The organism is Peptoniphilus rachelemmaiella (assembly GCF_943169845.1).
In the GTDB taxonomy this organism is placed as follows: Bacteria; Bacillota; Clostridia; order Tissierellales; family Peptoniphilaceae; genus Aedoeadaptatus; species Aedoeadaptatus rachelemmaiella.
The window spans coordinates 1-19,624 of the sequence record NZ_CALPBW010000025.1 but is presented as its reverse complement, the minus strand read 5'-3'; the positions used below and the strand labels follow the sequence as shown (position 1 = coordinate 19,624).

Annotated in this window: 18 protein-coding genes, 17 tRNA genes, 1 rRNA gene and 1 pseudogene; 2 read left to right on the top strand and 35 right to left on the bottom strand. The window is 50.0% G+C overall.

The window, feature by feature from the left end; translation table 11 throughout:
- The 3 genes and pseudogenes from KO087_RS09655 to rplM all read right to left on the bottom strand — a co-directional run.
- Positions 1-78 (bottom strand): annotated as a pseudogene (locus KO087_RS09655) (IS200/IS605 family transposase); the annotation flags it as partial.
- Positions 79-236: 158 nt separating this feature from the next.
- Positions 237-626, bottom strand: coding sequence for a 30S ribosomal protein S9 (gene rpsI / locus KO087_RS08770; RefSeq protein ID WP_215508869.1), 390 nt, complete (start codon positions 624-626; stop codon positions 237-239).
- A gap of 15 nt (positions 627-641) precedes the next feature.
- Complete coding sequence (gene rplM, locus KO087_RS08765; RefSeq protein ID WP_215508868.1) at positions 642-1,070, bottom strand: 50S ribosomal protein L13; 429 nt, start codon at positions 1,068-1,070, stop codon at positions 642-644.
- Positions 1,071-1,261: 191 nt separating this feature from the next.
- Here rplM and KO087_RS08760 point away from each other — a divergent pair, with 191 nt between their 5' ends.
- Positions 1,262-2,188 (top strand): hypothetical protein, encoded by a 927-nt coding sequence (locus KO087_RS08760; protein WP_215508867.1) that lies wholly within the window; start codon positions 1,262-1,264, stop codon positions 2,186-2,188.
- Between the two features lie 47 nt (positions 2,189-2,235).
- On the opposite strand, the gene mprF is transcribed toward KO087_RS08760, so the two are convergent.
- The 12 genes from mprF to KO087_RS08700 all read right to left on the bottom strand — a co-directional run bounded on the left by mprF (position 2,236) and on the right by KO087_RS08700 (position 14,105).
- A complete protein-coding gene (gene mprF / locus KO087_RS08755) occupies positions 2,236-4,764 on the bottom strand; it encodes a bifunctional lysylphosphatidylglycerol flippase/synthetase MprF (RefSeq protein WP_215508866.1) in 2,529 nt (842 codons plus the stop codon).
- Positions 4,761-5,483 carry an alpha/beta fold hydrolase gene (locus KO087_RS08750; RefSeq protein WP_215508865.1) on the bottom strand — a complete coding sequence of 241 codons (723 nt, stop codon included), beginning with the start codon at positions 5,481-5,483 and terminating at the stop codon, positions 4,761-4,763. The genes mprF and KO087_RS08750 overlap by 4 nt, the downstream gene beginning before the upstream one ends.
- 141 nt (positions 5,484-5,624) lie before the next feature.
- Entirely contained in the window at positions 5,625-7,136 is a 1,512-nt protein-coding gene (locus KO087_RS08745; RefSeq protein ID WP_215508864.1) for a 4Fe-4S dicluster domain-containing protein, read from the bottom strand.
- A gap of 30 nt (positions 7,137-7,166) precedes the next feature.
- The gene (locus KO087_RS08740) at positions 7,167-7,427 is read right to left on the bottom strand and encodes a (2Fe-2S) ferredoxin domain-containing protein (RefSeq protein ID WP_215508863.1); all 261 of its coding nucleotides are present in this window, start codon (positions 7,425-7,427) and stop codon (positions 7,167-7,169) included.
- A gap of 21 nt (positions 7,428-7,448) precedes the next feature.
- Positions 7,449-7,946, bottom strand: coding sequence for a QueT transporter family protein (locus tag KO087_RS08735; RefSeq protein WP_215508862.1), 498 nt, complete (start codon positions 7,944-7,946; stop codon positions 7,449-7,451).
- The gene (locus tag KO087_RS08730; protein ID WP_215508861.1) at positions 7,936-8,451 is read right to left on the bottom strand and encodes a phosphatidylglycerophosphatase A family protein; all 516 of its coding nucleotides are present in this window, start codon (positions 8,449-8,451) and stop codon (positions 7,936-7,938) included. Before KO087_RS08730 ends, KO087_RS08735 begins: the two co-directional genes overlap by 11 nt.
- A 12-nt stretch (positions 8,452-8,463) precedes the next feature.
- Positions 8,464-8,961, bottom strand: a complete 498-nt coding sequence (locus KO087_RS08725; RefSeq protein ID WP_215508860.1) for a hypothetical protein — start codon at positions 8,959-8,961, stop codon at positions 8,464-8,466.
- A complete protein-coding gene (locus KO087_RS08720; RefSeq protein ID WP_215508859.1) occupies positions 8,951-10,123 on the bottom strand; it encodes an FAD:protein FMN transferase in 1,173 nt (390 codons plus the stop codon). Before KO087_RS08720 ends, KO087_RS08725 begins: the two co-directional genes overlap by 11 nt.
- A 298-nt stretch (positions 10,124-10,421) precedes the next feature.
- A complete protein-coding gene (locus KO087_RS08715) occupies positions 10,422-11,234 on the bottom strand; it encodes a TPM domain-containing protein (RefSeq protein WP_215508858.1) in 813 nt (270 codons plus the stop codon).
- Positions 11,235-11,243: 9 nt separating this feature from the next.
- Complete coding sequence (locus tag KO087_RS08710) at positions 11,244-11,795, bottom strand: LemA family protein (protein WP_215508857.1); 552 nt, start codon at positions 11,793-11,795, stop codon at positions 11,244-11,246.
- On the bottom strand, positions 11,792-12,979 hold the full coding sequence (gene thiI / locus KO087_RS08705; protein ID WP_215508856.1) for a tRNA uracil 4-sulfurtransferase ThiI: 1,188 nt from the start codon (positions 12,977-12,979) through the stop codon (positions 11,792-11,794). Before thiI ends, KO087_RS08710 begins: the two co-directional genes overlap by 4 nt.
- Before the next feature lies 1 nt (position 12,980).
- Positions 12,981-14,105, bottom strand: coding sequence for a cysteine desulfurase family protein (locus KO087_RS08700; protein WP_215508855.1), 1,125 nt, complete (start codon positions 14,103-14,105; stop codon positions 12,981-12,983).
- A 44-nt stretch (positions 14,106-14,149) separates the two neighbouring features.
- On the opposite strand from KO087_RS08700, the gene KO087_RS08695 reads away from it, so the two are divergent.
- Positions 14,150-14,953: a hypothetical protein gene (locus KO087_RS08695; RefSeq protein ID WP_215508854.1), complete on the top strand. Its 804-nt coding sequence runs from the start codon at positions 14,150-14,152 to the stop codon at positions 14,951-14,953.
- Between the two features lie 486 nt (positions 14,954-15,439).
- On the opposite strand, the gene KO087_RS08690 is transcribed toward KO087_RS08695, so the two are convergent.
- From KO087_RS08690 to rrf, 20 genes are all read right to left on the bottom strand, one after another.
- On the bottom strand, positions 15,440-15,892 hold the full coding sequence (locus KO087_RS08690) for a hypothetical protein (protein ID WP_215508853.1): 453 nt from the start codon (positions 15,890-15,892) through the stop codon (positions 15,440-15,442).
- A gap of 754 nt (positions 15,893-16,646) precedes the next feature.
- The gene (locus KO087_RS08685) at positions 16,647-17,159 is read right to left on the bottom strand and encodes a hypothetical protein (RefSeq protein ID WP_215508852.1); all 513 of its coding nucleotides are present in this window, start codon (positions 17,157-17,159) and stop codon (positions 16,647-16,649) included.
- Positions 17,160-17,692: 533 nt separating this feature from the next.
- Positions 17,693-17,767, bottom strand: a tRNA-Trp gene (locus KO087_RS08680).
- A gap of 124 nt (positions 17,768-17,891) precedes the next feature.
- Positions 17,892-17,967 (bottom strand) — tRNA-Phe (locus KO087_RS08675).
- Between the two features lie 4 nt (positions 17,968-17,971).
- A tRNA-Ile gene (locus tag KO087_RS08670) sits at positions 17,972-18,048 on the bottom strand.
- An 8-nt stretch (positions 18,049-18,056) separates the two neighbouring features.
- Positions 18,057-18,147, bottom strand: a tRNA-Ser gene (locus KO087_RS08665).
- Positions 18,148-18,151: 4 nt separating this feature from the next.
- A tRNA-Ser gene (locus KO087_RS08660) sits at positions 18,152-18,240 on the bottom strand.
- A gap of 5 nt (positions 18,241-18,245) precedes the next feature.
- Positions 18,246-18,321: transfer RNA gene (locus KO087_RS08655), tRNA-Lys, on the bottom strand.
- A gap of 4 nt (positions 18,322-18,325) precedes the next feature.
- Positions 18,326-18,402 (bottom strand) — tRNA-Gln (locus KO087_RS08650).
- Positions 18,403-18,411: 9 nt separating this feature from the next.
- Positions 18,412-18,488: transfer RNA gene (locus KO087_RS08645), tRNA-Arg, on the bottom strand.
- Positions 18,489-18,491: 3 nt separating this feature from the next.
- Positions 18,492-18,565, bottom strand: a tRNA-Gly gene (locus KO087_RS08640).
- A 94-nt stretch (positions 18,566-18,659) separates the two neighbouring features.
- Positions 18,660-18,745 (bottom strand) — tRNA-Tyr (locus KO087_RS08635).
- Positions 18,746-18,762: 17 nt separating this feature from the next.
- Positions 18,763-18,838 (bottom strand) — tRNA-Thr (locus tag KO087_RS08630).
- A gap of 62 nt (positions 18,839-18,900) precedes the next feature.
- Positions 18,901-18,977, bottom strand: a tRNA-Asp gene (locus KO087_RS08625).
- Between the two features lie 4 nt (positions 18,978-18,981).
- Positions 18,982-19,057, bottom strand: a tRNA-Val gene (locus tag KO087_RS08620).
- Between the two features lie 5 nt (positions 19,058-19,062).
- Positions 19,063-19,137, bottom strand: a tRNA-Glu gene (locus KO087_RS08615).
- A 3-nt stretch (positions 19,138-19,140) separates the two neighbouring features.
- Positions 19,141-19,217, bottom strand: a tRNA-Met gene (locus KO087_RS08610).
- A 32-nt stretch (positions 19,218-19,249) separates the two neighbouring features.
- Positions 19,250-19,337, bottom strand: a tRNA-Leu gene (locus KO087_RS08605).
- 3 nt (positions 19,338-19,340) lie between these two features.
- A tRNA-Asn gene (locus KO087_RS08600) sits at positions 19,341-19,415 on the bottom strand.
- Between the two features lie 80 nt (positions 19,416-19,495).
- A 5S ribosomal RNA gene (gene rrf, locus KO087_RS08595) occupies positions 19,496-19,612 on the bottom strand.
- Positions 19,613-19,624: the final 12 nt, after the last annotated feature.

The window sequence follows — 19,624 nt, the reverse complement described above, 5'->3', positions numbered from 1 at the left end:
TTTCGGAGCAAACACGACGTGATACTTACAATTCCATTTTGTGTGTGATAAACTATGGGTGTGATTTAGTGATGTCATTATTTCCTCCTGATTGTGATTGGTTGGCAGACCTCTCTCATCATATCACGCTGGAAATAACGGGCAATTATCGCTAAAGCTAAACGGAACCCCCGGTCTAACCGGGGGTTTTCTAATGCAAAAAAACACCGCTCGCAGCGGTGTTTGTCTGTCTGTGCTTAACGTTTGGAGAATTGGGGGGATTTACGTGCTTTCTTCAAGCCGTATTTCTTTCTTTCCTTCATTCTCGGGTCGCGGGTCAAGAAACCTGCTTTTTTAAGAACGGCACGGAAATCGGGGTTGGCTTCTTGCAGTGCACGTGCAAGACCCATGCGAATGGCACCGGCTTGTCCGGTGTAGCCGCCACCGTTGACCTTGACGAGGACGTCGTATTGGCCTTCGGTTTCCGTAATGGTTAAGGGTTCTTTTGCCACGGTACGTAAGGTTTCGTAACCGAAGAAGTCTTCCAGTTCTCTGCCGTTGACGAGGAATTTACCGCTACCGGAGAGGAGTCTGACTTGGGCTACGGACGTTTTTCTTCTACCTGTTGCTCTAATTTGATCTGCCATGTGATTCACCCTTCCTTACACTTCGTAAACTTCCGGCTTTTGCGCTTCGTGGGGATGGTTCGGACCTGCGTAAACTTTTAATTTACCGAACATGGACCGACCTAAACGGCTCTTGGGGAGCATGCCCTTAACGGCATATTCGATGACGCGTTCCGGGTGCTTTTCGCGAATTTCTTTGTAAGCCACTTCGCGACGTCCACCCGGATAACCGGTGTGGGATGCGTGAATCTTATCTTCCCATTTGTTACCGGTTAATTTGACCTTTTCGGCATTGATGACGATGACGAAGTCGCCGGTATCAACGTGGGGGGTGTAAATGGGCTTGTTCTTGCCGCGTAAAATGTTCGCGACTTCGGTAGCCAAGCGGCCGAGGACTTTATCTTCGGCGTCGATGACGTACCATTTTCTATCTACTTCATTGGCTTTAGCCATGGTTGTCTTCATAGATGACCTCCTGCTATATCAAAAGGGATAATGTTCAAAAGTTTCCGGGGCTTTAAAACACTAGCAATTAGTATAGAGCAAAGACCGCCTTCTGTCAAGGGCTTTCCGCTGATTTCTGCGGTTTTTTCTCTATTGGCGAAGTTTTTTTCTACGGGCTATAATAAAGGGAGTGAAGAAAGGATGTGACTTCTTTGAACCGAAACGGCCATCTCCCCCACTTTAAGTATTTTTCCTACGACTGCGACCATCACATAAAAAAAGAATATTCCATCGTCCACAATCCTCGCCCCTTGCCTTTAAGTGAGGCCATTACCCGGGCTTTGGAATACCTGCTGTGGTATGTGCCCAATATTAATTCCTTTCAGTCCCCCTCCAATGTGTTGATTACGGAGCCCCTTTACGAGGACTTCAGTTTCGGCTTGGTCTCCGAGGCCCTTCGCCTGAACGCGGAGGATATCTTGTTTTTGGATTACATCGACGACGACATCGTGGATTATTATATGGATTCTATATGCACCAATTGCCAAAAGATGATTCTCACCACCGGGGAGCACGAGACGAAGATTTCCGCCTTGGTGCGCCACATGCGAAATGCCATCGCCCACGGCTATTTTACCGTGGTGGAGGAGAGGATGATCGCTTTTGACGTGAAGCATTTTCCGAAAAAAGAGGATTCCTACGGCTGTACTGCTGTGTTGAAGCTGGATCCCCTCCACTTGGTGCGGGCGTTGAAGCTTTTGGAAGAAGAGTTGACCCACGAGCACCTGGCGGCCATCGCCTTTTCCCGCTGCGGCTACGAGATTTTGGACAACGATTATGACAATCCCGAGCTGCCCTACGATTTTACCATGGAAAAAGACGGCCGCATCTACGCCGTGGAGATTAAGCCCATCGCCACCAAAGGCGTGGCCCATGCGGAGCATTTAGACAGCATTCTCGCCCACTTCCCCAAGGAAGTAAAGGAGAGGAAGGTGCTCTTAATGGATTCCGCCGTCTTGGATCCGGACGCGAAATTAGCCCTTCGGAAAAATAAAATTCTGCTTTTGGACCGGGACAATTTAAAATCCCTTATGTCCGGCGACGATATTTTAGGCCGCATTGAGCGGAAGATGAAGTAATAAACAAACCTCTTTGCCTATGGTTTTCAGGCAGAGAGGTTTTTTATTTAATCAACTTCTTTTTTGCCGCCTTTTCGATCGATTCTGACCAAGCTTAGTACCGTAAAGAGCAGGTTGCTTCGGTGGCTGTAGCCGGTGTATTTCGGTTCCCAGTGGGCGGCGTATTTCATTTTGAAGCTGCGCAGTCCCTCGAAGGAATACAAATTGCTGCCGAATTTATACACGAAATAGGCCAGTTTTTCCTCAAGAAAGCTGTGTTCGTTAATGCCCACATTGGCCAGAGGCGCCATGCCCAGATCGAAGGCAATTTTGCCTTCCTCTTTGAAGTGCATAAAGAGGTTTAAGAACATAAAGTCCATGGTGCCGCTGGGGGCGTCCTCCGGATCGTAGCGCATCAGGTCGATGGTGGCCCAGCCTTCTTTGTATACGGGCATGAGGTTGGCAAAGGCGATGATTGCCCCCGCCTCGTCTTTCACCACGGCCATGGGCCCGCGGTTCAGGTAGTCTTCGTCGAAGTAGCCCATGGAAAAGCCCCGCTCTGCCCTGCCTTCCAGCCATTTGTCTGAAATGGCTTTTAAATCGGCGAAAATAGACGGATCGTAGGGTGGGTTGATGATCTCGAAGTGCATATTTTCTTTGGCGAATTTATTCAGCACATTGCGAAAAGCCTTTTTGCTCTTTCCTTCCAATGTAAACTCTTCCAAGTCTACCACGGCGGTTTCGCCGAATTTCATAAAGTGGAAGCCGTAGTCGTGGAGCTTCATAATCAGCTCCCGGGACACTTCGTAAAAGACCGCCTCGTAGCCCAGCACGTCAACTTCGCGAATAAATTCCCTGACGCAATCGTTCATGTGGGCCTTATCGCCCATGGGCTCGCCCATGACGATGACTCGGTCTTGGGCCGTCCGCAGTTGAAGGGCGCACACGTCTTCTCCCTCCACTTGATACCAGTACAGGTCCTTGTCCCCCAAAAATACGAGACCGGCATCCATATCGCCGCCGTAGGCCCTTAAAAGGGCTTCGACGCGCGCACTGTCCGGTGCTTCGCCCAGGGTTTTGCCTTCGCCGCGCACGTAGCGGTAAATGGCCCAGAGTACGCCGGCGTTAATGAGGAGCATGAGGCTGATGCGCAACCAGTTTTCTTCAAAGGGCAGGACGATAAATTCCCGTGCCTTCAGCAAAAGCCCCATGCCCTTCGCTTTGTTGGCGATGGACAGCAGGTACATGGTAATAAAGAAAAGGGCGATGCCCAAGTCAATAAACAGGCTTTCTTTTCGATAGATGAATTGTTTGCGGTACAGATCTCTGCGGCTTGCCACGGTAAGAATCGTGAGCAGAATCAGGTAAAGGTAGGTAATGAGCCCGAAGCCGGTCATGACGGCGTAGACAAAGGTTAGAGCCAGAAAGAGGAGGGTCGGCTCCATGGCTTTTTCTTGCCGCTCCACGTGAATCCGCCCGAGGAAGATAAAGACCAGGCCCAGAAGGATGCTCGGCGATTGGTACAAAATGTTGGCGTGAATGGGATTGAGTTTCGCCAAGAATTTGATGGTGTTGACTTTATCGGGAATGGTTGCCGAGAGAATCATAAAGATCCCGAAGAGATACATCATAAAGGAACAGAGGTCGTGGGCAATGGACTTGGCAAATTCCGCCGGCACGCCGTCGTTTTCTTCGTTGAAACTGCGTCCGAAGTGCTTGATGAAAAAGTACAAGCCGATGACAAAGGGCACGACGTAGTAAAAAAGGCGGTATAAGAGAAGCCAAGCCAAGGCTTTTTCGTAGCCGATGCCTAAATTCCCCAGACCCACGAGAGTCATCAGGTCGAAGGAACCCAAGCCGCCGGGCATGAGGGAGACCATGCCGATTAAATTGGTGGCCACCACCAGGGCAAAGACTTCCGCCACGTGAAAGGACTGGCCCATGGCCCTGCCGATAAGCAAAAATGTGCCGATGGCGCCGATCCATTCCAAAACGGAGGTGCAAAGCAGCTCCCTTTGTGCCCAGTGGGGCACGCTTTTTTTGTCGTCTTTTTTGCGGTTGGAAAAGAGAATCACCGCCGGAGAGTAAATCAAACCGCCGATTAGCCAGGGCAGGTAGATCGCCACCGTCGATTCCCGGTGAAAATACAGATACAACAGGCCGAAAAGGCACAAGACGGAGATGCCGATTAAGTAGTAAAAGTAGGTTTCCACCACTACTTTCACCATTTCCATCTTGTCTTTCTTCCTGCCGTAGAAGTAATGGCGCAGGCCCATATTGATGAGGCCGCCGAAACCGATCAGGTTGTTCATGGTGTTGACGGTGTAGCTGGTTTCGTAGATGGTGCGCTTGTCCATGTCGTTGCCGATGAGGCGATTGAAGATCACGTCGTAATTAATCATGGGCACGACGGCAAGGATGCCCACAATGAGCATGAGCAAAACATTATAAAAGGGAATGCTCCCCAAGGCGTCTACCACGCGGTCGTAGGAAATTTCCTTGGATAGGCTTTTAAATTCCACGACGACGAGGATAAATACGCTGAGTACAAATAGGGGCTCCCCGTATTTTTTTATGGTTTCGAAGAGTTTTTTCATGACGCTCCTTTTAAGAAGTTAATAACGATTTGATTAAATACCTTCGCATTGGTTCTCGCCAGGCGATGGCCCTCTTTGGCCACTTCCACGTAGCGGCAATTGGGAATCAATGAGGCGATGTATTTGGAATGGGCGGTTTCCACCACGTCGCGGGCGCCGACGATAACCATGGCCGGGCACCTTAGGTGGCGAAGGGTGCCTTCGGAAATGTCCGGGTCCTTCACGAGAAGCTTGGCCTTAAGGCGGGTGTCCTTAAATTTTTCGGAGATCATGTTTAAGGCGGCGCCGAAGGCGTACTGCATATAGGATGTGATCCGCCCGATTAATTTCGTGTCGCTGAAAAAAAGATTCCCCGAATTTAAGACCAGTTTGCTCACTGCCTCGGGATAGAGGGCGGCAAAGGCCATGGCCAAATTGGCCCCGTCGGAAAAACCGACGATGGCGGTCTTTTTAATGCCCAAGGCGTCCAGTGCCTCTTTTGTATCCTTCGCCATAAGGGTGAAGTTTAGCTTTTCTCCGTGATTGGTGCTTTTGCCGTGGGCGCGGCTGTCGAGAAAGATCAGGCGAAAACGAGACTTAAAGTCAGGTACCTGGTATTTAAAAAAGCGACTGTTGCCGCCGTTTCCGTGTAAAAATAAGACCGGCTCGCCCCTTCCGAAGAGGGTGTAAAAGATTTGTGTTCCGTCGGTCATGGTAAAATACCCGTTTGTTTTCATCATGCGCCTCGATTCTATTAATAAGGATGAACACGGGCCTTCATTCTTATTATAGCCGACCGATAAAAAAAGAAAAGGCATCTTTCTACAGAAGAAAAATGCCTTTTCTTAGATTTTTATTTTAATCTTTTATTCGCTGACCGATCAGCTGAAGTCCTTTAAAGAATCGTCGATCAGGACGTTTTCCAAAGGCGTTTGATATTCGGAATCTTTCATGTATTTGCCTAAAGCTTTTTTAACGCGGGTCGTGGAGGCGATGGTGCCCATCCCTGCGATACAGCCGCCTTCACAGGCCATCCCTTCTAAGAGGAAGCCGTCTTTTTTGCCGGCCTTAGCCATTTGAAGCATGCGGATACATTCCTTCAGGGAGTTGGCGCCTTCGATTTGGATGTGGCGTTCGGGATCGATCTTTTCAGCCACTTCTTTTACTGCCGCCGCAACGCCGCCGGCCATGGCATAGCCTTTTGCCGAGGAGGAGGATTCTTCTTCCTCTGCTGCGCCTTCAATTTCGGAGGGCTCGATGTCTCTGGCCACGAACATACCCATGAGTTCTTCGAAGGTGATGACGAAGTCCACATAGTCTTTGACTTCACTTGTAATGGCTTCCACTTTTTTCGACGTACAGGGACCGACGAAACAGACGAGTGCATCGGGATCCTTGCGCTTAATGTGTTCCGCCGTGTAGCGCATGGGGCTTCCGGAGTCGGAGACGTATTCTTTCAGTTCGGGGAACTTGTATTCGATAAGCAGCGTCCAGGAGTGGCAGCAGCTGGTACCCATGAAGGGAATTTCACTGGGCACGCGCTCCAGGTATTCCTTGGCTTCGTGGAGGGTGGTGTAGTCTGCGCCGAGGCCGACTTCCACCATGTCTTCAAAGCCCAATTGCTTCACTGCGGCGCGGATTTGCTCCGGCGAGGTGTTGGCACCGAATTGGCCGATGTAGCTGGGCGCGGGAATGGCGTAGATGCGCTTGTTCTTTTCCTTCAAGGCCTTGACCAATTGATAGATCATGGTCTTGTCGCCGATGGCGCCCCAAGGACATTGAACCACGCAACGGCCACAGCCAACGCATTTTTCGTGATCGATAATGGCGCGACCTTTATCGTCGCTTCCAATGGCGTTTACACCGCAAACCGATGCACAGGGGCGATCGTATTCGACGATGGCGTTGTAGGGGCAGGTGCGTTGGCAACGGCCGCATTTCACGCATTTATCTTGATCGATCACGGCGCCGAATTGGCCGATGGACACGGCATTGACCGGGCACACATTGGTACAGGGATGGGCCATACACTTGCGGCAGTTGTTGGTCACGGTAAAGGCGCGGGTGGGGCAGGATTCGCAGGCGAATTTAATGACGTGTACCAAGGGTGTTTTAAAAATGCTCGTGGAGACGTCTACATCGTCGAAGCCTTCGGTCACTTTTATGTACTCGTCGTAATCACGCAAGTTCATACCCATGGCGAGACGCGTCATTTCTTCTACGATGGCACGCTTTCTGAATAAATCCTCCCGATCATCCGGAGACGTTCCGGGATAGAGACGGTAGCCGACGGATTCCAATTCTTCCAGCGGGGTGTCCGCATAAGCCATGTTCGCAACTTCGGCAAATACACGCCGGCGAAGGCTCATTATACTGGCATAACTTTCTTTCATTTTTTACCTCCTCTTATTCTGAATGATCGATTATTTTGTTTGTATTCCGGTGCGCTCCAAGATGACGCCCGAAATTTCGTGGGGTTTTACCGTAGTGAAAAGTTCGCCGTCGATTTCAACGACCGGGGTATAATTCACGCCCTTTTCTCTACATACATTCATGCAGTTGACGTGGACGATTTCCAAGCCGCCGTCTTTAAAATAGCGTTCCTGAAGATCTTCCAGCGCGTCAAGTACAGCACTGGCGCCCATCATGGTGCAGCGGGCGCCGACACAGACTTTTACTCTCATACACTCTCCTTCTGAATTTACCTACTGAGGATTCTTGCTGACAATGGAACGAAAAGCCGCATTTCTGTCCAACGCTTCGTAAACGGGCAGGCTGATCAAGGTGCAGATGATCACTTCACTGGCCGCAACCGATAGGCTCATGGTCAAAAATCCGACGATTCCGCCGCCGAAAGCAAGAACCAACTCGAAACCAATAATCCAGGAGAATAGGGCCGGCATGAGACTTGCCACCCACTTCTTGTGGAGCTTACACATAAAATACAAGCTGATCGCCGTGTGAAAGGTGCCGAAGAATAAATCGTATAGGCCGAGGGGCGAGCTTATATTCGAAAGGAAGACGCCGAGGACGATGCCCGGCGCGAAGGCGGGATTGTAAAAGGCCAGGAGGTTCATGATTTCCGACACGCGGAATTGAACGGGGCCGTAGGAAATAGGCGCAAAGACCACGGTCAGGGCGTAGTACACCGCCGCCAATACGGCTGTCGTCGCGATCCAATGGGTCGTGAGTTTACGCTTCATGGTGCTTACCCTCTTCATTGATTTGATTGCTATGGGCCAGGCGAGAGGCCGCCGCGGCGGCGATGGCTGCCACCATGTCGTCGCTGAATGTGGTTACCTCACTGCCTTTTCGCTTATCTAATTCGTCGATGATGCCGACTTTCTTTTTATCTAAAAAACCGAAATTCGTAAGGCCGATGGAGCCGTAGATGTTGACGATGGAAAGGCTCAACACCTCGTCGATGCCGTAAAGGCCTTCATCGTTTGCAATAATGGATTGAATGGGCTCTTCAAAGCGCTCTTCCTCCACGGCCTTATCAATGGCCAGGGCCGTTAAAACGGCGTGGATGGTTTCCCTTTTCCGAAGCACGGCCAGGACGTGTTCTTCACACAGCTCCATGGTGACGGGTACATAATCTTTTTGCAGATCGTAAACGATGGCTGCAATATCGGAAATTTCGATGCCTTTATCTTTTAACGCTTCGATGGTGGTTTCATACAACCGCTTCATGTCGTAATTATACATAGTTTCCTCTTTCTATTTTTCCCGGCGTCTCAAGGAGCGCCGGCGTCGGTACGTCACGGGACCTCTCGCCGCTGATAAAAGGGCGAGGCACTGGGGAATTAAGGCCGCTGCGGCGTAAATCGCCGTCATTGGCTTGAGTCTGAGAAGGCTCATCGCCGCCATTTGAGGCAGCATGGTCACATCGGCGGGAAAACGCCACAAGGAACGAAACGCGCCGCGTACAAAGCCTTCGGCGCCGCCGCCGAAGTAGGCCACGGCGAGGCAAATGCCCCAAATCAGTGCAGGCAAGACCACGATTAAAATACCGTCGGTCAATCCTTTTACATTCATAAATCGGCCGACAAACAGGTAGACCAGCACCGTCAAGACCACGGGAATCAGGCGAAAGAGCATGTGGCCGTAAATCGCCCCTTCCAGTGTCGGCGACAGATGGAGATAAATCAAAAATACCGAATAAATCAATATGAGAAACAGCTGCGCCATGGTGAAAATGAGCAAATTATTGCGCATTTGTCGCCCCCTGACTGTCGAGCTTGTTTTTCAGACCGTCGGTAAAGGCCGTGGAGCCGTCTTTAAAGATCCAGTAAGCTTCCACGCCGTCCAGGCTGTCGATAAGAGCCCGGCCCTTTTCATAGGGCAGGCAGAAGGCGGTGGTGGACAGAAAATCCGCCAAGCCGCTGTCTTTGGTCACGATGGTGACGGAGCGGAAGTGATCCGCCGGCATGAGGGTGTCGGGATCGATTAAGTGATGGTAATGCTTCCCCTTCACAATGTAGTAGCGTTGGTAGTCGCCGCTGGTTACCACGGAGGTGTCGTTGGTGTAAATAATATCTTTCATATTCTCTTCCGCCGACCCGTCGCCTGTGATGGCTTCCGGATTTTGCAGACCGATGCCGAAGCTGTTGCGTTCCGCTTCCGGCGCGGAGCCGATGATCTTCACATTGCCACCGGCACTGATTAGCGCGGTTTCAAGCCCCGATGCCCGCAGCTCTTCGCCGATAAGCTCCGTGGCATAGCCTTTGGCCACGGCGCCCACGTCGATTTTCAACTCGGGATCTTTGATTTCTACGGAATGATCCGCGTCGTTTAAGACGATGTCATCGATATTCGTGTGTTTGTTGGCCGCCTGAAGCTCTTCCATGGTGGGGATCTTCGCATCGGGCAGGCCTTTTTTCAGGGCCTCGTCGTCGGCAGTGCGTTCCGCTTCCGGTACCACTTCGTAGGCTTCCCGGTAGCTTTGCCAAATGGAGGTGACGGCGCCGAAAGCGATGTTCGTCTCGCCGTATTTTTTGTACTGATCCTTCGAGAAGCGAAGCAAATCGTACAATTCCTTGTCCACAACGACCTTGCCCTTGCCGGCCTGATCGTTGATGGACTTAACATTGACGATGCCGTCGTAATTTTTAAAACTGCTGTACAGGTGATCCAACTCCTGATAGCGCTTGTGAATGGTCTCGAAATAGTCGTTGGCCTCTTCTTCGCTTGAGGCGTAGACAATGGCACTTACCACCGTATCGAAGGTGTCGTAAAAGGTGGTTTGAAAGCGCGAGGTTTCCCCCGCCTCGCTTGTTTGCGCCGCTTTTTTATCGCTCGGCTCGTTTTCCGCCGGCTTTTGTCCGCACCCGGTCATCAGGACCAGGGCTGCCATCCATAGGGCCAGTAATTTTTTCATGTATCCTTCTCCCTCGTCGCAAAAACCGACGAAACATAGAAAAAGAACGGGATTGCCGTTCCTATTGCGTACACTCATTGCGCTACATGCCTGGGCATGGCGCCGCGAACCGATGCGTTCGCTCATTGTCGTCGAAATTCTATCAAAGAATCTCTGCACTCCTATTCTATCGGACGAAGGGCTTCTTGGCAAGTTTTTCACGGAAATAATACAGTCGAATTGGAGCGATTCCCACAAAAAAATCGAGAAAGCAAAAGCTCTCTCGATTCATTGATTTTTCGTCGGGATGCTGTGGTTTTTACCAGCCGCCGCTGGCACCGCCGCCGCCGGAAGATCCGCCGCCGCCGGAAGATCCGCCGCCGCCGAAGTTTCCTCCGCCGAAGCCTCCTCCTCCGAAACCGCCGCCGCCAAAGCCGCCGCCTCCGAAGCCACCACCGCCGCCGAAGCCGCCGAAGGGGAAGAAGAAGGGGCCGCGATAGCCGCCGCGACGATTGTTGCCGCGACCGAAAATGATGATGATCAGAACGACGAGGATCGCCAGGCGAATCATCTCTTTCCATTCCCCTATATCCGTCTCTTCTTCAATGGACTCCACTACCGCGTCTTTGCCCTCGATGGTGATTTGGTATTCCTCTTCCAGCCTCGAGAGGATTTCGCCAAAGGCCACCTGAATGCCCGCTTCGTAGTTGCCATCCTGAAAATAGGGCACCATGTCGTTTAAAATGTCTTTCGCCACCATGTCCGGAATGGCGCCTTCCAGACCGTAGCCCACTTCGATTTTAAACTTCCGGTCTTTCATGGCAATGAGAAGCAAGATGCCGTTGTCTTTTCCCTTGGTGCCGATGTCCCATTTATCGAAAATGTCCACCGCTGCTTCTTCGACGGTTTTGCCTTCAGGCAAATGGTTCAGAATGCAAACCACCACCTGGGCGCCCGTTTGGTCGAAAAGGGACTCATTGGTCCGGACGATGTCGCTTTTCGCCTCGTCGCTTAAAATGCCTTCCTCGTCGTAGACGTAAAAATCATCCGTGGCCTCGGGAAGGTCTGCGGCAAAAACGGGAAGGGACAAAAAGCACAGGGCCAGGACCAGTAGGAATAGGCGCTTTTTCATGGCTCGGTCCTAAAACTTAACTTCAGGCACCTTCTCGGCACCCTCGGCCGCTTGGAAATACTCTCTTTGACCAAAGCCCAACACTTTCGCCACGAGGTTGGTGGGGAAGTGTTTCACCGATTTATTGAAATCCGCCACGGCTTCGTTGTAGCGCTTGCGCTCCACGGCGATGCGGTTTTCCGTTCCGGCCAGTTCCGCTTGTAAATTGGCGAAGTTGCTGTTGGCTTGCAGCTCGGGATAAGCTTCGGCGACCACGTTGATGTTTTTCACCGCTTGATCCATTTGCGCATTGGCCTGAGCGTATTCCTTCGGCGTGGAGGCGGCCTTAACGGCACTCCGCGCTTCGGTCACTTTTGTAAACACGTCTTCTTCGTGTTTTGCATAGCCTTTTACCGTTTCAACTAAATTGGGAATCAGGTCCGCCCGGCGCTGCATGGTGTTTTCCACTTGAGCCCAGGCTTGGTTTACATCTTCATCTTTTACTTGGAGTTTGTTGTACGTGGATCCGAAAATGCCGCCGATAATCAGCAAAATCGCCAGTACGGGAATTAATTTTTTCATCGGTTCTCCTTTGCTCGTATGGTTGTGATTTTCAGTGTTTCCATGGAGGCATCCAACATGGCTTCAATGTCCAGGTTCGCCTCCGAGGCTTCCATGTCTTCCACCGTGGGCCTCAGGCTCGGATGCTTCGGCAAAAAGACGGTGCAGCAATCTTCATAAGGCTGAATAGAGGTTTCGTAGGTCTCGATTCGCTCGGCCCAGCGAATAATATCCACCTTGTCCATGCCGATGAGGGGGCGAAAGACGATGCGCTCCGCCACGTCGTTCATCACCGTGAGGCCGTCGATGGTTTGGCTCGCCACCTGACCCAGGTTTTCACCTGTAATCACGCTTTTGTAGCCGTATTTATCCGCCAGGCGATTGGCAATGCGCATCATAAAGCGACGGGAAAGGACGGTCATCTCCTCCGGCGGACAGTGTTTGTTCAGTTCTTTTTGGATGGGCAGGAGATTTACGCTGTAAACATTCATCTTCACCACGTAGCGGGCTAGGATTTTCGCCAAATTCATCACCTTTTCTTCCGCCTGAGGTGAGGTAAAGGGATAGGAGTGGAAATGCAGGGCATCCACCTGCACGCCGCGCTTCGCCATTAAAAAGCCCGCCACCGGCGAGTCGATGCCGCCGCTTAAAAGGAGCAGGCCCTTGCCGTTGGTTCCCAGAGGCAGGCCGCCGTAGGTAGGGATTTTTTTGTGGTAGAGATACATCTCGTTTTTAATGTCGACATAGAGATAGAAATCCGGTTCGTGAACGTCCACCGCCAGGCGATCTGAGAAGTGATCCAGAATCACCCCGCCCAGATCCATGTTCACCTCTTGGGAATTTTTGAAGAAGGCTTTGTCGCTCCTTTTGGCCACGACCTTAAAAGTCTTATATTCCGGTTGTTCCTCGAGAAGCCGACCGATGTAGTTGACCGTCTCTTCTTTTAGCCGGTCCCAATCTTTTTCGAACGCCCAGCTCGGGGAAATATACACGATGCCGAAGACGAAGCGCAGGCGATTAATGGCCGTCGCCTCCACCGCCGGGTCGATTTCCACCTGGATTTTCCCCATTTCCGGCTTAATGTCTATATACCCGACATCGGATAAGCTACTCTCGATGTTTTGAATGATCCTGCGGATAAAATAGCGGCGATTGGCGCCTTTTAAAACCACTTCACCTAAGCTTAAACTAAGTATACGCTTCATATTACCTCCTCATAATGGAGCGAATGGTCTCCACCGCTTCTTTCAAGGCCTCGAGGAATGCGTCGCATTCCTCCATGGTCGTTTCTCGGCTCAGACACAGGCGAATGGTTCCTTCGGCAAAATTGTCCGAAAGGCCCAGGGCCGTTAACACGGGATTTTTTCCGGTGCGATGGCTGGAACAGGCACTTGATGTGGAAATGTAGATTTCTTTTTCCTCCAGCATATGGAGAAGCACCTCGCCTCTTGTGTCGGCTATACTCACGTTTAAAATATAAGGGCTCGCCGGCGCGTGGCTGTTTATGGAAATCGCGTCGATGGTTTCGATTCCCGCTTTTAAATGAGCCATGCGTGCTTCGGCTTCATCCAAGGCGATGCCCTCTTCTTTCAACGCGTCGAAGGCGGCACCCAGGCCGTAAATTCCCGGAATGTTTTCCGTGCCGCTGCGCATGCCCATTTCCTGTCCCCCACCGTAAATAAAGGGCTTCACGGATTTTTTCACGAGGAGGCCGCCGATGCCCTTGGGTCCGTGAAACTTGTGGCCACTAAAGGAATAGGTGTCGCAGCCCATGGCGTCGAAGTCGATGGGGAGTTTTCCCACGGCCTGCACCCCGTCCACGTGGACCTTTACCGTCGGGTAAGCCGCCTTGATTTTCGGAATCCATTCTTCCACCGGGTTGATGCTTCCCAGCTCGTTGTTCACGTGAAAAAGGCTCACAAGCACCGTGTCTTCGTCCATGGCAGCCATGAGTTTCTCAAAAGGGATGTGCCCCGTTTCGTCGATGGCCACTTGGCGCAGCTCCATCTCCGATGCTTTAATGACATTTAAAATCGACGGGTGCTCGATGTTTGTCGTCACCACATTTTTTCCCGCGCCCTTATTTTCGATGGCGGAGCGAATGGCCGTATTGTTGGACTCCGTGCCGCCGGAGGTGAAGTACAGCTCGCCGCCTCGGCAATTGAAATAGTCCTTAATGCTTTCGCGAATAGCTTCCTTCTTCTTGCTCACGGCATAGCCGAATTGGTGCAGGCTGGAGGGATTGGAAAAATCCTCCTGCAATGCCGTGGTCATGGCGTCGATGACAGATTTCAGCGGCCGCGTCGTGGCGCAGTTATCTAAGTAAATCATTGGTACCTCCTTTTCCTGTGGTATACTTGCCCCAGGAGGAAATTATGGTTTATTTCTTACAAATTTATTGTTCTCATTACGGCCCCAAGGCGCGCCCTGTAGCCTACGGCTTTCTCGGGGAAGATTTCATCATCGAAGCGGAAGCCGCAGATCCCGCGGAGGATTGGATCGCCCCCTTAAACCGTGCCTTGGAGTCTTTACCTATACAGAATACCCTATATCTCTTTCACGGGCAATTTGAAACACGCATCCTTTGGCCTTATTTAACAAAAAAAGCCCGCGAGCGCCTGGATGTGGCGGCGGATCTTTTCGACGAAATTAAAAAACGTACGGCCATCGCGCCCCTCGCCTCCTATCGCCTGGCAAGCTTGGCCCTTCAAGGCGCCTTTGAGGGATCTGTGTGCGTCGGCGAGGATTTCCTTCCCTTCTTTAAAGAAGCGACGCCTGAGGCCCTCGTGGAGCAAATAAAAACCAATCTGAATGCCATGGCGGCGACAGAAAAATATTTACAGCAGTTGAAGAGCCGGCTGCGCCTCGGCGATGTGGAAATCGACGGATTCAGCCTTCATCCTTTTCAAATCACGGGAAAGACCGATGCCTCCATGGACCGCTACGTGCAATACGACGATCTGCTCTACGTGGAAAAGGCGGGCCGCTTTACCCTGGATGCCCCGGCGAAAATCCTTCCCTACGACGCCAAGCGCCGCGCCCTCGTCCTTGAAAGCGACATGCCCATCGCACAAAGCGTGCCGGCGCCGGAAGGCTATTTAATTTTTGCTTTGGATGGTGCGGTGTATTACGATACCCTACTTTCGTTCATTCATGAACTCCGCAACAAAAGTCGGTAATTCGCTACCTTAAAAGGCTCTGTCCTATCCATTGGGGAGTAACTTCTCAATGGATATTTTTGTGCAAAAAGATAGTGCTTCAAAGCATTCCCCTTTTCCATGGAACAGGCAAGGCGAAAAAAGCGGACAAGGGGAGCGGCGCAGTTGCTTACGCGTCTACAAGAATCGGTTTAGAGTGCTTACGGCAGCGTTGATTTCTCGAAGAGGAAAGGAACACACAACAAGATTAAGACGGTGAAAAGCGTATCATTTCCCAACGAAACTACTTTTCATTTGTTCAAAAGATCGGTGATGAGTGGCTTTTAGGAAAACAAAAAGGAGTCTAGTTTTCACTAAACTCCCCAATGGTTGACATAAGGTCGAGAAAAAAGTCTACAAAAAATCAATGATAGGTTCTCACTACCGATTTAGAACCCAAAGCTAATTCTCATTCGTTCATCATCAGCGCAAAGCAACGATCCTTAACATAGGTATCAAAAGTAAACTTTAATCATTGCATTTAAAGTCTATCATAAAATAACACGAATCACTTGCCAAATCAGTAAAAATAATATCTGCATAAATTTCATGGTCTATCGTTTTATATATGCAGTACACTTCATCTACTTCATTTCTAATGATTTTTTTCCGCTTCAATTCCATTAATAGGTTTTTTATGTTCTCATTTTTTTCAACTGCAATCGGATCATACTTGACCGTATTTTCTGTCTTATTCAAATTCTCAATAAATTTTTTATAGTCCATTTTAGATTTAAAGACTATTTCATAAATTTCAAAATTTGTATCGTTTATTCTTCTTGCTTCTGCCTCGTTTGAATTTATATTGAACATTCCAAATTTATTGATATATTTCTGGTGACTTATTCTAGAGTCAATGGATGGAATAATTGTTATAAATAAAAATAATCCGCTCAAAAAAAGCAAATACATTTTTTTCATTTAACACCACCAATACTAAACAGGCTCTATATTATCCATCGGGGAGTAGCCTCTTCAATGGATATTTTTGTGCAAAAAGATAGCACTAGTATTCCCTGTCACCTAAAATTAAATCACCACAATGAAGTAAAGAGGGCAAACAAGTGCATAACGATATTACCACATTGCTTTTAGAAATCCAAGATAGGAAGGTAACGGGAGCGGAAGCGGATCACGGGGACGGAAAGAAATTGCTTTAAAAGGGGCGCAGCCACTTAAAGAAGCAGACTCAAAAGCTGACAAAGGGAGGACAAAGACGGATCGCCACCATGCTTGAGAGAAGCGATGGCATTAGAGTCGCGTATTTTTGCCCATATCCATTCAAAAAGATAGGCGCTTCAAAGCATTCCCCTTTTACATTGAATCGGCAAGGCGAAAAAGCGGATAAGGGAGCGGTGCACTTGCTTACGCGACTACCGGAATCGGTTCGGAGTGCTAGCCGGCAGCGTTGATTTCTCGAAGAGGAAAGGAACACACAACAAGATTAAGACGGTGAAAGGCGTATCATTTCCCAACGAAACTACTTTTCATTTGTTCAAAAGACCGGTGATGAGTGGCTTTTAGGAAAACAAAAAGGAGCCTAGTATTCACTAAACTCCCCAATGGATGACACAGAGCCGATTTTTCATGGAGGCTAAATTGTAAGAGATTGGCCAAAAAAAAAGACTGCTGGCAGAATGACTATGGCATTTGCTAGCAGCCTTTTTACTTACCCTCACAGGTCAAAGACTTGGCTGGGACTTTCCAAATAGATAATCTTTTGGCGAATAGTAGCCCTGAGGACATGCCGGGTCTCCCGATCCCCCTTCTTGGTGACAAAGACCAGGTCGTAGCTATCATCATCCGGGTCCACTCTTGTAACAGAAACCAGATCCACACTGTCCAAGGTCCTCTCTCTTAGGGGGAAGTAGGGGTAATCCCCATTGGCCACCATCGTCTCCAGTGCCTCCCGGGTCATGACTTCCTTAAAGGGGTCATAGAGAGCGGGCAGATCCCGGGCCGCTTCTTGGCCGGCTTCCAGGTCTCCATCCAGTCTAAGGACCTGGCCTGCCCGGCTTAGGTCTTCTTCCAACTGCCTCCAATCCTCTTCCTTGAAGTCCAGCTGGGCCAGGTAGAGCTTGGCAAAGTCTTGGGCCAGTGTTTGGGCCGGGTCTTTGGTCTCTTTGGGACCACAGGCCACCAGGATCAGGGCCAAAGCTAATAAACTAAATATAGATACTCTTTTCATGACATCTCTCCTTTGCTTTAGTTGTTAAAAACTTACAATATAGGGGTTTCCATCTCCTTTTTCTGGTTATTCCGGTACCGTTTACCAACTCAATTTTATGGGCCCACTTAAACCGGCCGAGCCTTACTTAATATATCGCCGTTTCTATGCCCAGCTGAATTTAACAATAAATGATCGACAAACCTACTACCTCCCTTCCTTTTTTTGTAATAAGCGGTATGTAGCAAATTGTTATAATCCACACTATTATCTGCTTATGAGACATAATCGCATCTTTTTAATATTTTGTCAAACGTTTGCACATTTAGCTGTTCTTATTCTATTCTCCTTTAACCTATAACTATTCAATGAATCTTTCATCCCCAGGCGCTGCTTTTGCTCATAGAAATGATTGTTTTTTCCTTGATCAAACACTCATTAATTCATATCAAAAATATGGCTCTATGACAACCATTGAAGAGTTACTCCCCAATGAATAGTATAGAGCCATATTATAAAGACACAAAAAAAGCCGAGACAAACTCGGCTCATCTTGGCAGGAGTAGTAGGATTTGAACCCACGACATTTGGTTTTGGAGACCAACGTTCTACCACTGAACTATACTCCTATACGTGATGCTATTATACTAACAGATTTTTCGCCTGTTTTCAATCCTTTTTTATATCACCAAAGGTAGGCAATGACATAAAAAAACTGTAGCCAAAGCTACAGCCCTCGAGTCTTTACTCAACTGGTGCCCAGAGCCGGAATCGAACCAGCGACACGCAGATTTTCAGTCTGCTGCTCTACCGACTGAGCTATCTGGGCTTAATGGTGGGCCCTCAGGGACTCGAACCCTGGACCTACCGGTTATGAGCCGGGAGCTCTAACCAACTGAGCTAAAGGCCCTCACAAATTGGCGGAGAAGGAGGGATTTGAACCCTCGCGCCCCGTGAAGGACCTACTCCCTTAGCAGGGGAGCCTCTTCAGCCACTTGAGTACTTCTCCTTATTGGCGGAGAGGGTGGGATTCGAACCCACGTGGGCGTGAACCCTAACGGTTTTCAAGACCGCCTCGTTATGACCGCTTCGATACCTCTCCTATTATGGTGATCCATCCGCGACTCGAACGCGGGACACCCTGATTAAAAGTCAGGTGCTCTGCCAACTGAGCTAATGGATCATACTGGCTGGGGCGACAGGACTCGAACCTGTGGAATGCCAGAGTCAAAGTCTGGTGCCTTACCGACTTGGCTACGCCCCAATAAGTTAATGGCGCACCTAGGAGGATTCGAACCCCCGACACACGGATTAGAAGTCCGTTGCTCTATCCTACTGAGCTATAGGTGCTCGTGGAGCGGGTGAAGGGAATCGAACCCTCGCAACCAGCTTGGAAGGCTGGGGCTCTACCACTGAGCTACACCCGCAGGTGAATATCGAAATAACTCCCGGTACTGGAGAAGGTCGATTCGAAGAACCGCATAGCGACCCAACTACCGCCTCAAACTTAAATTGGTAAAATGGTGGAGGAGAGTGGATTCGAACCACTGAAAGCTGAGCTAACGGATTTACAGTCCGTCCCCTTTGGCCAACTCGGGAACTCCTCCGAAAAGTGCTTTCGCACTGGAGCTGATGGGAGGACTTGAACCCCTAACCTACTGATTACAAATCAGTTGCTCTACCAATTGAGCTACACCAGCACACATTGACAACTAATTAAGAGCTCATCTTTCAAAAACACATAAGGGAAAAACTTATGTAATGGCGACCTGGATCGGACTCGAACCGACGACCTCCAGCGTGACAGGCTGGCATTCTAACCAACTGAACTACCAGGCCAGGTTGGTGGGCGCAATAGGGCTCGAACCTATGACCCCCTGCTTGTAAGGCAGATGCTCTCCCAACTGAGCTATGCGCCCTTATATGGTGACCCCGCCGGGATTCGAACCCGGGTAACCGCCGTGAAAGGGCGGTGTCTTAACCGCTTGACCACGGGGCCATTTGGTAGCGGGAGCAGGATTTGAACCTACGACCTTCGGGTTATGAGCCCGACGAGCTACCAGACTGCTCCATCCCGCGATACATATTGCTGATGGACACATTATCCATAGTGGTGCCGAGGACCGGAATCGAACCGGTACGATCTCAACGACCGCAGGATTTTAAGTCCTGTGCGTCTGCCAGTTCCGCCACCCCGGCTTATGGCTCTCAGGGTGGGACTCGAACCCACAACCTACCGGTTAACAGCCGGTTGCTCCACCATTGAGCTACCTAAGAATACACAAGTGAATAAAGAAGAACTTACCGGCCAAGGGTCGATAAGCATCCTATTCAACATTTCAGAAGAAAAATCTTCTGCCCGGCAATTTCCTACTCTCCCAGGTCGTTACCAACCAAGTACCATCGGCGTTAAGAGGCTTAACTTCTGTGTTCGGCATGGGTACAGGTGTGTCCCTCTTGCTATCGTCACCGGACGAACCAAGTGC

What these genes read in the sequence shown, in the direction of transcription:
- rpsI (WP_215508869.1), bottom strand. Translation starts at nt 626, where the DNA reads ATGGCAGATCAAATTAGAGCAACAGGTAGAAGAAAAACGTCCGTAGCC.
- rplM (WP_215508868.1), bottom strand. Translation starts at nt 1,070, where the DNA reads ATGAAGACAACCATGGCTAAAGCCAATGAAGTAGATAGAAAATGGTAC.
- mprF (WP_215508866.1), bottom strand. Translation starts at nt 4,764, where the DNA reads ATGAAAAAACTCTTCGAAACCATAAAAAAATACGGGGAGCCCCTATTT.
- KO087_RS08750 (WP_215508865.1), bottom strand. Translation starts at nt 5,483, where the DNA reads ATGATGAAAACAAACGGGTATTTTACCATGACCGACGGAACACAAATC.
- KO087_RS08745 (WP_215508864.1), bottom strand. Translation starts at nt 7,136, where the DNA reads ATGAAAGAAAGTTATGCCAGTATAATGAGCCTTCGCCGGCGTGTATTT.
- KO087_RS08740 (WP_215508863.1), bottom strand. Translation starts at nt 7,427, where the DNA reads ATGAGAGTAAAAGTCTGTGTCGGCGCCCGCTGCACCATGATGGGCGCC.
- KO087_RS08735 (WP_215508862.1), bottom strand. Translation starts at nt 7,946, where the DNA reads ATGAAGCGTAAACTCACGACCCATTGGATCGCGACGACAGCCGTATTG.
- KO087_RS08730 (WP_215508861.1), bottom strand. Translation starts at nt 8,451, where the DNA reads ATGTATAATTACGACATGAAGCGGTTGTATGAAACCACCATCGAAGCG.
- KO087_RS08725 (WP_215508860.1), bottom strand. Translation starts at nt 8,961, where the DNA reads ATGCGCAATAATTTGCTCATTTTCACCATGGCGCAGCTGTTTCTCATA.
- KO087_RS08720 (WP_215508859.1), bottom strand. Translation starts at nt 10,123, where the DNA reads ATGAAAAAATTACTGGCCCTATGGATGGCAGCCCTGGTCCTGATGACC.
- KO087_RS08715 (WP_215508858.1), bottom strand. Translation starts at nt 11,234, where the DNA reads ATGAAAAAGCGCCTATTCCTACTGGTCCTGGCCCTGTGCTTTTTGTCC.
- KO087_RS08710 (WP_215508857.1), bottom strand. Translation starts at nt 11,795, where the DNA reads ATGAAAAAATTAATTCCCGTACTGGCGATTTTGCTGATTATCGGCGGC.
- thiI (WP_215508856.1), bottom strand. Translation starts at nt 12,979, where the DNA reads ATGAAGCGTATACTTAGTTTAAGCTTAGGTGAAGTGGTTTTAAAAGGC.
- KO087_RS08700 (WP_215508855.1), bottom strand. Translation starts at nt 14,105, where the DNA reads ATGATTTACTTAGATAACTGCGCCACGACGCGGCCGCTGAAATCTGTC.
- KO087_RS08695 (WP_215508854.1), top strand. Translation starts at nt 14,150, where the DNA reads ATGGTTTATTTCTTACAAATTTATTGTTCTCATTACGGCCCCAAGGCG.
- KO087_RS08690 (WP_215508853.1), bottom strand. Translation starts at nt 15,892, where the DNA reads ATGAAAAAAATGTATTTGCTTTTTTTGAGCGGATTATTTTTATTTATA.
- KO087_RS08685 (WP_215508852.1), bottom strand. Translation starts at nt 17,159, where the DNA reads ATGAAAAGAGTATCTATATTTAGTTTATTAGCTTTGGCCCTGATCCTG.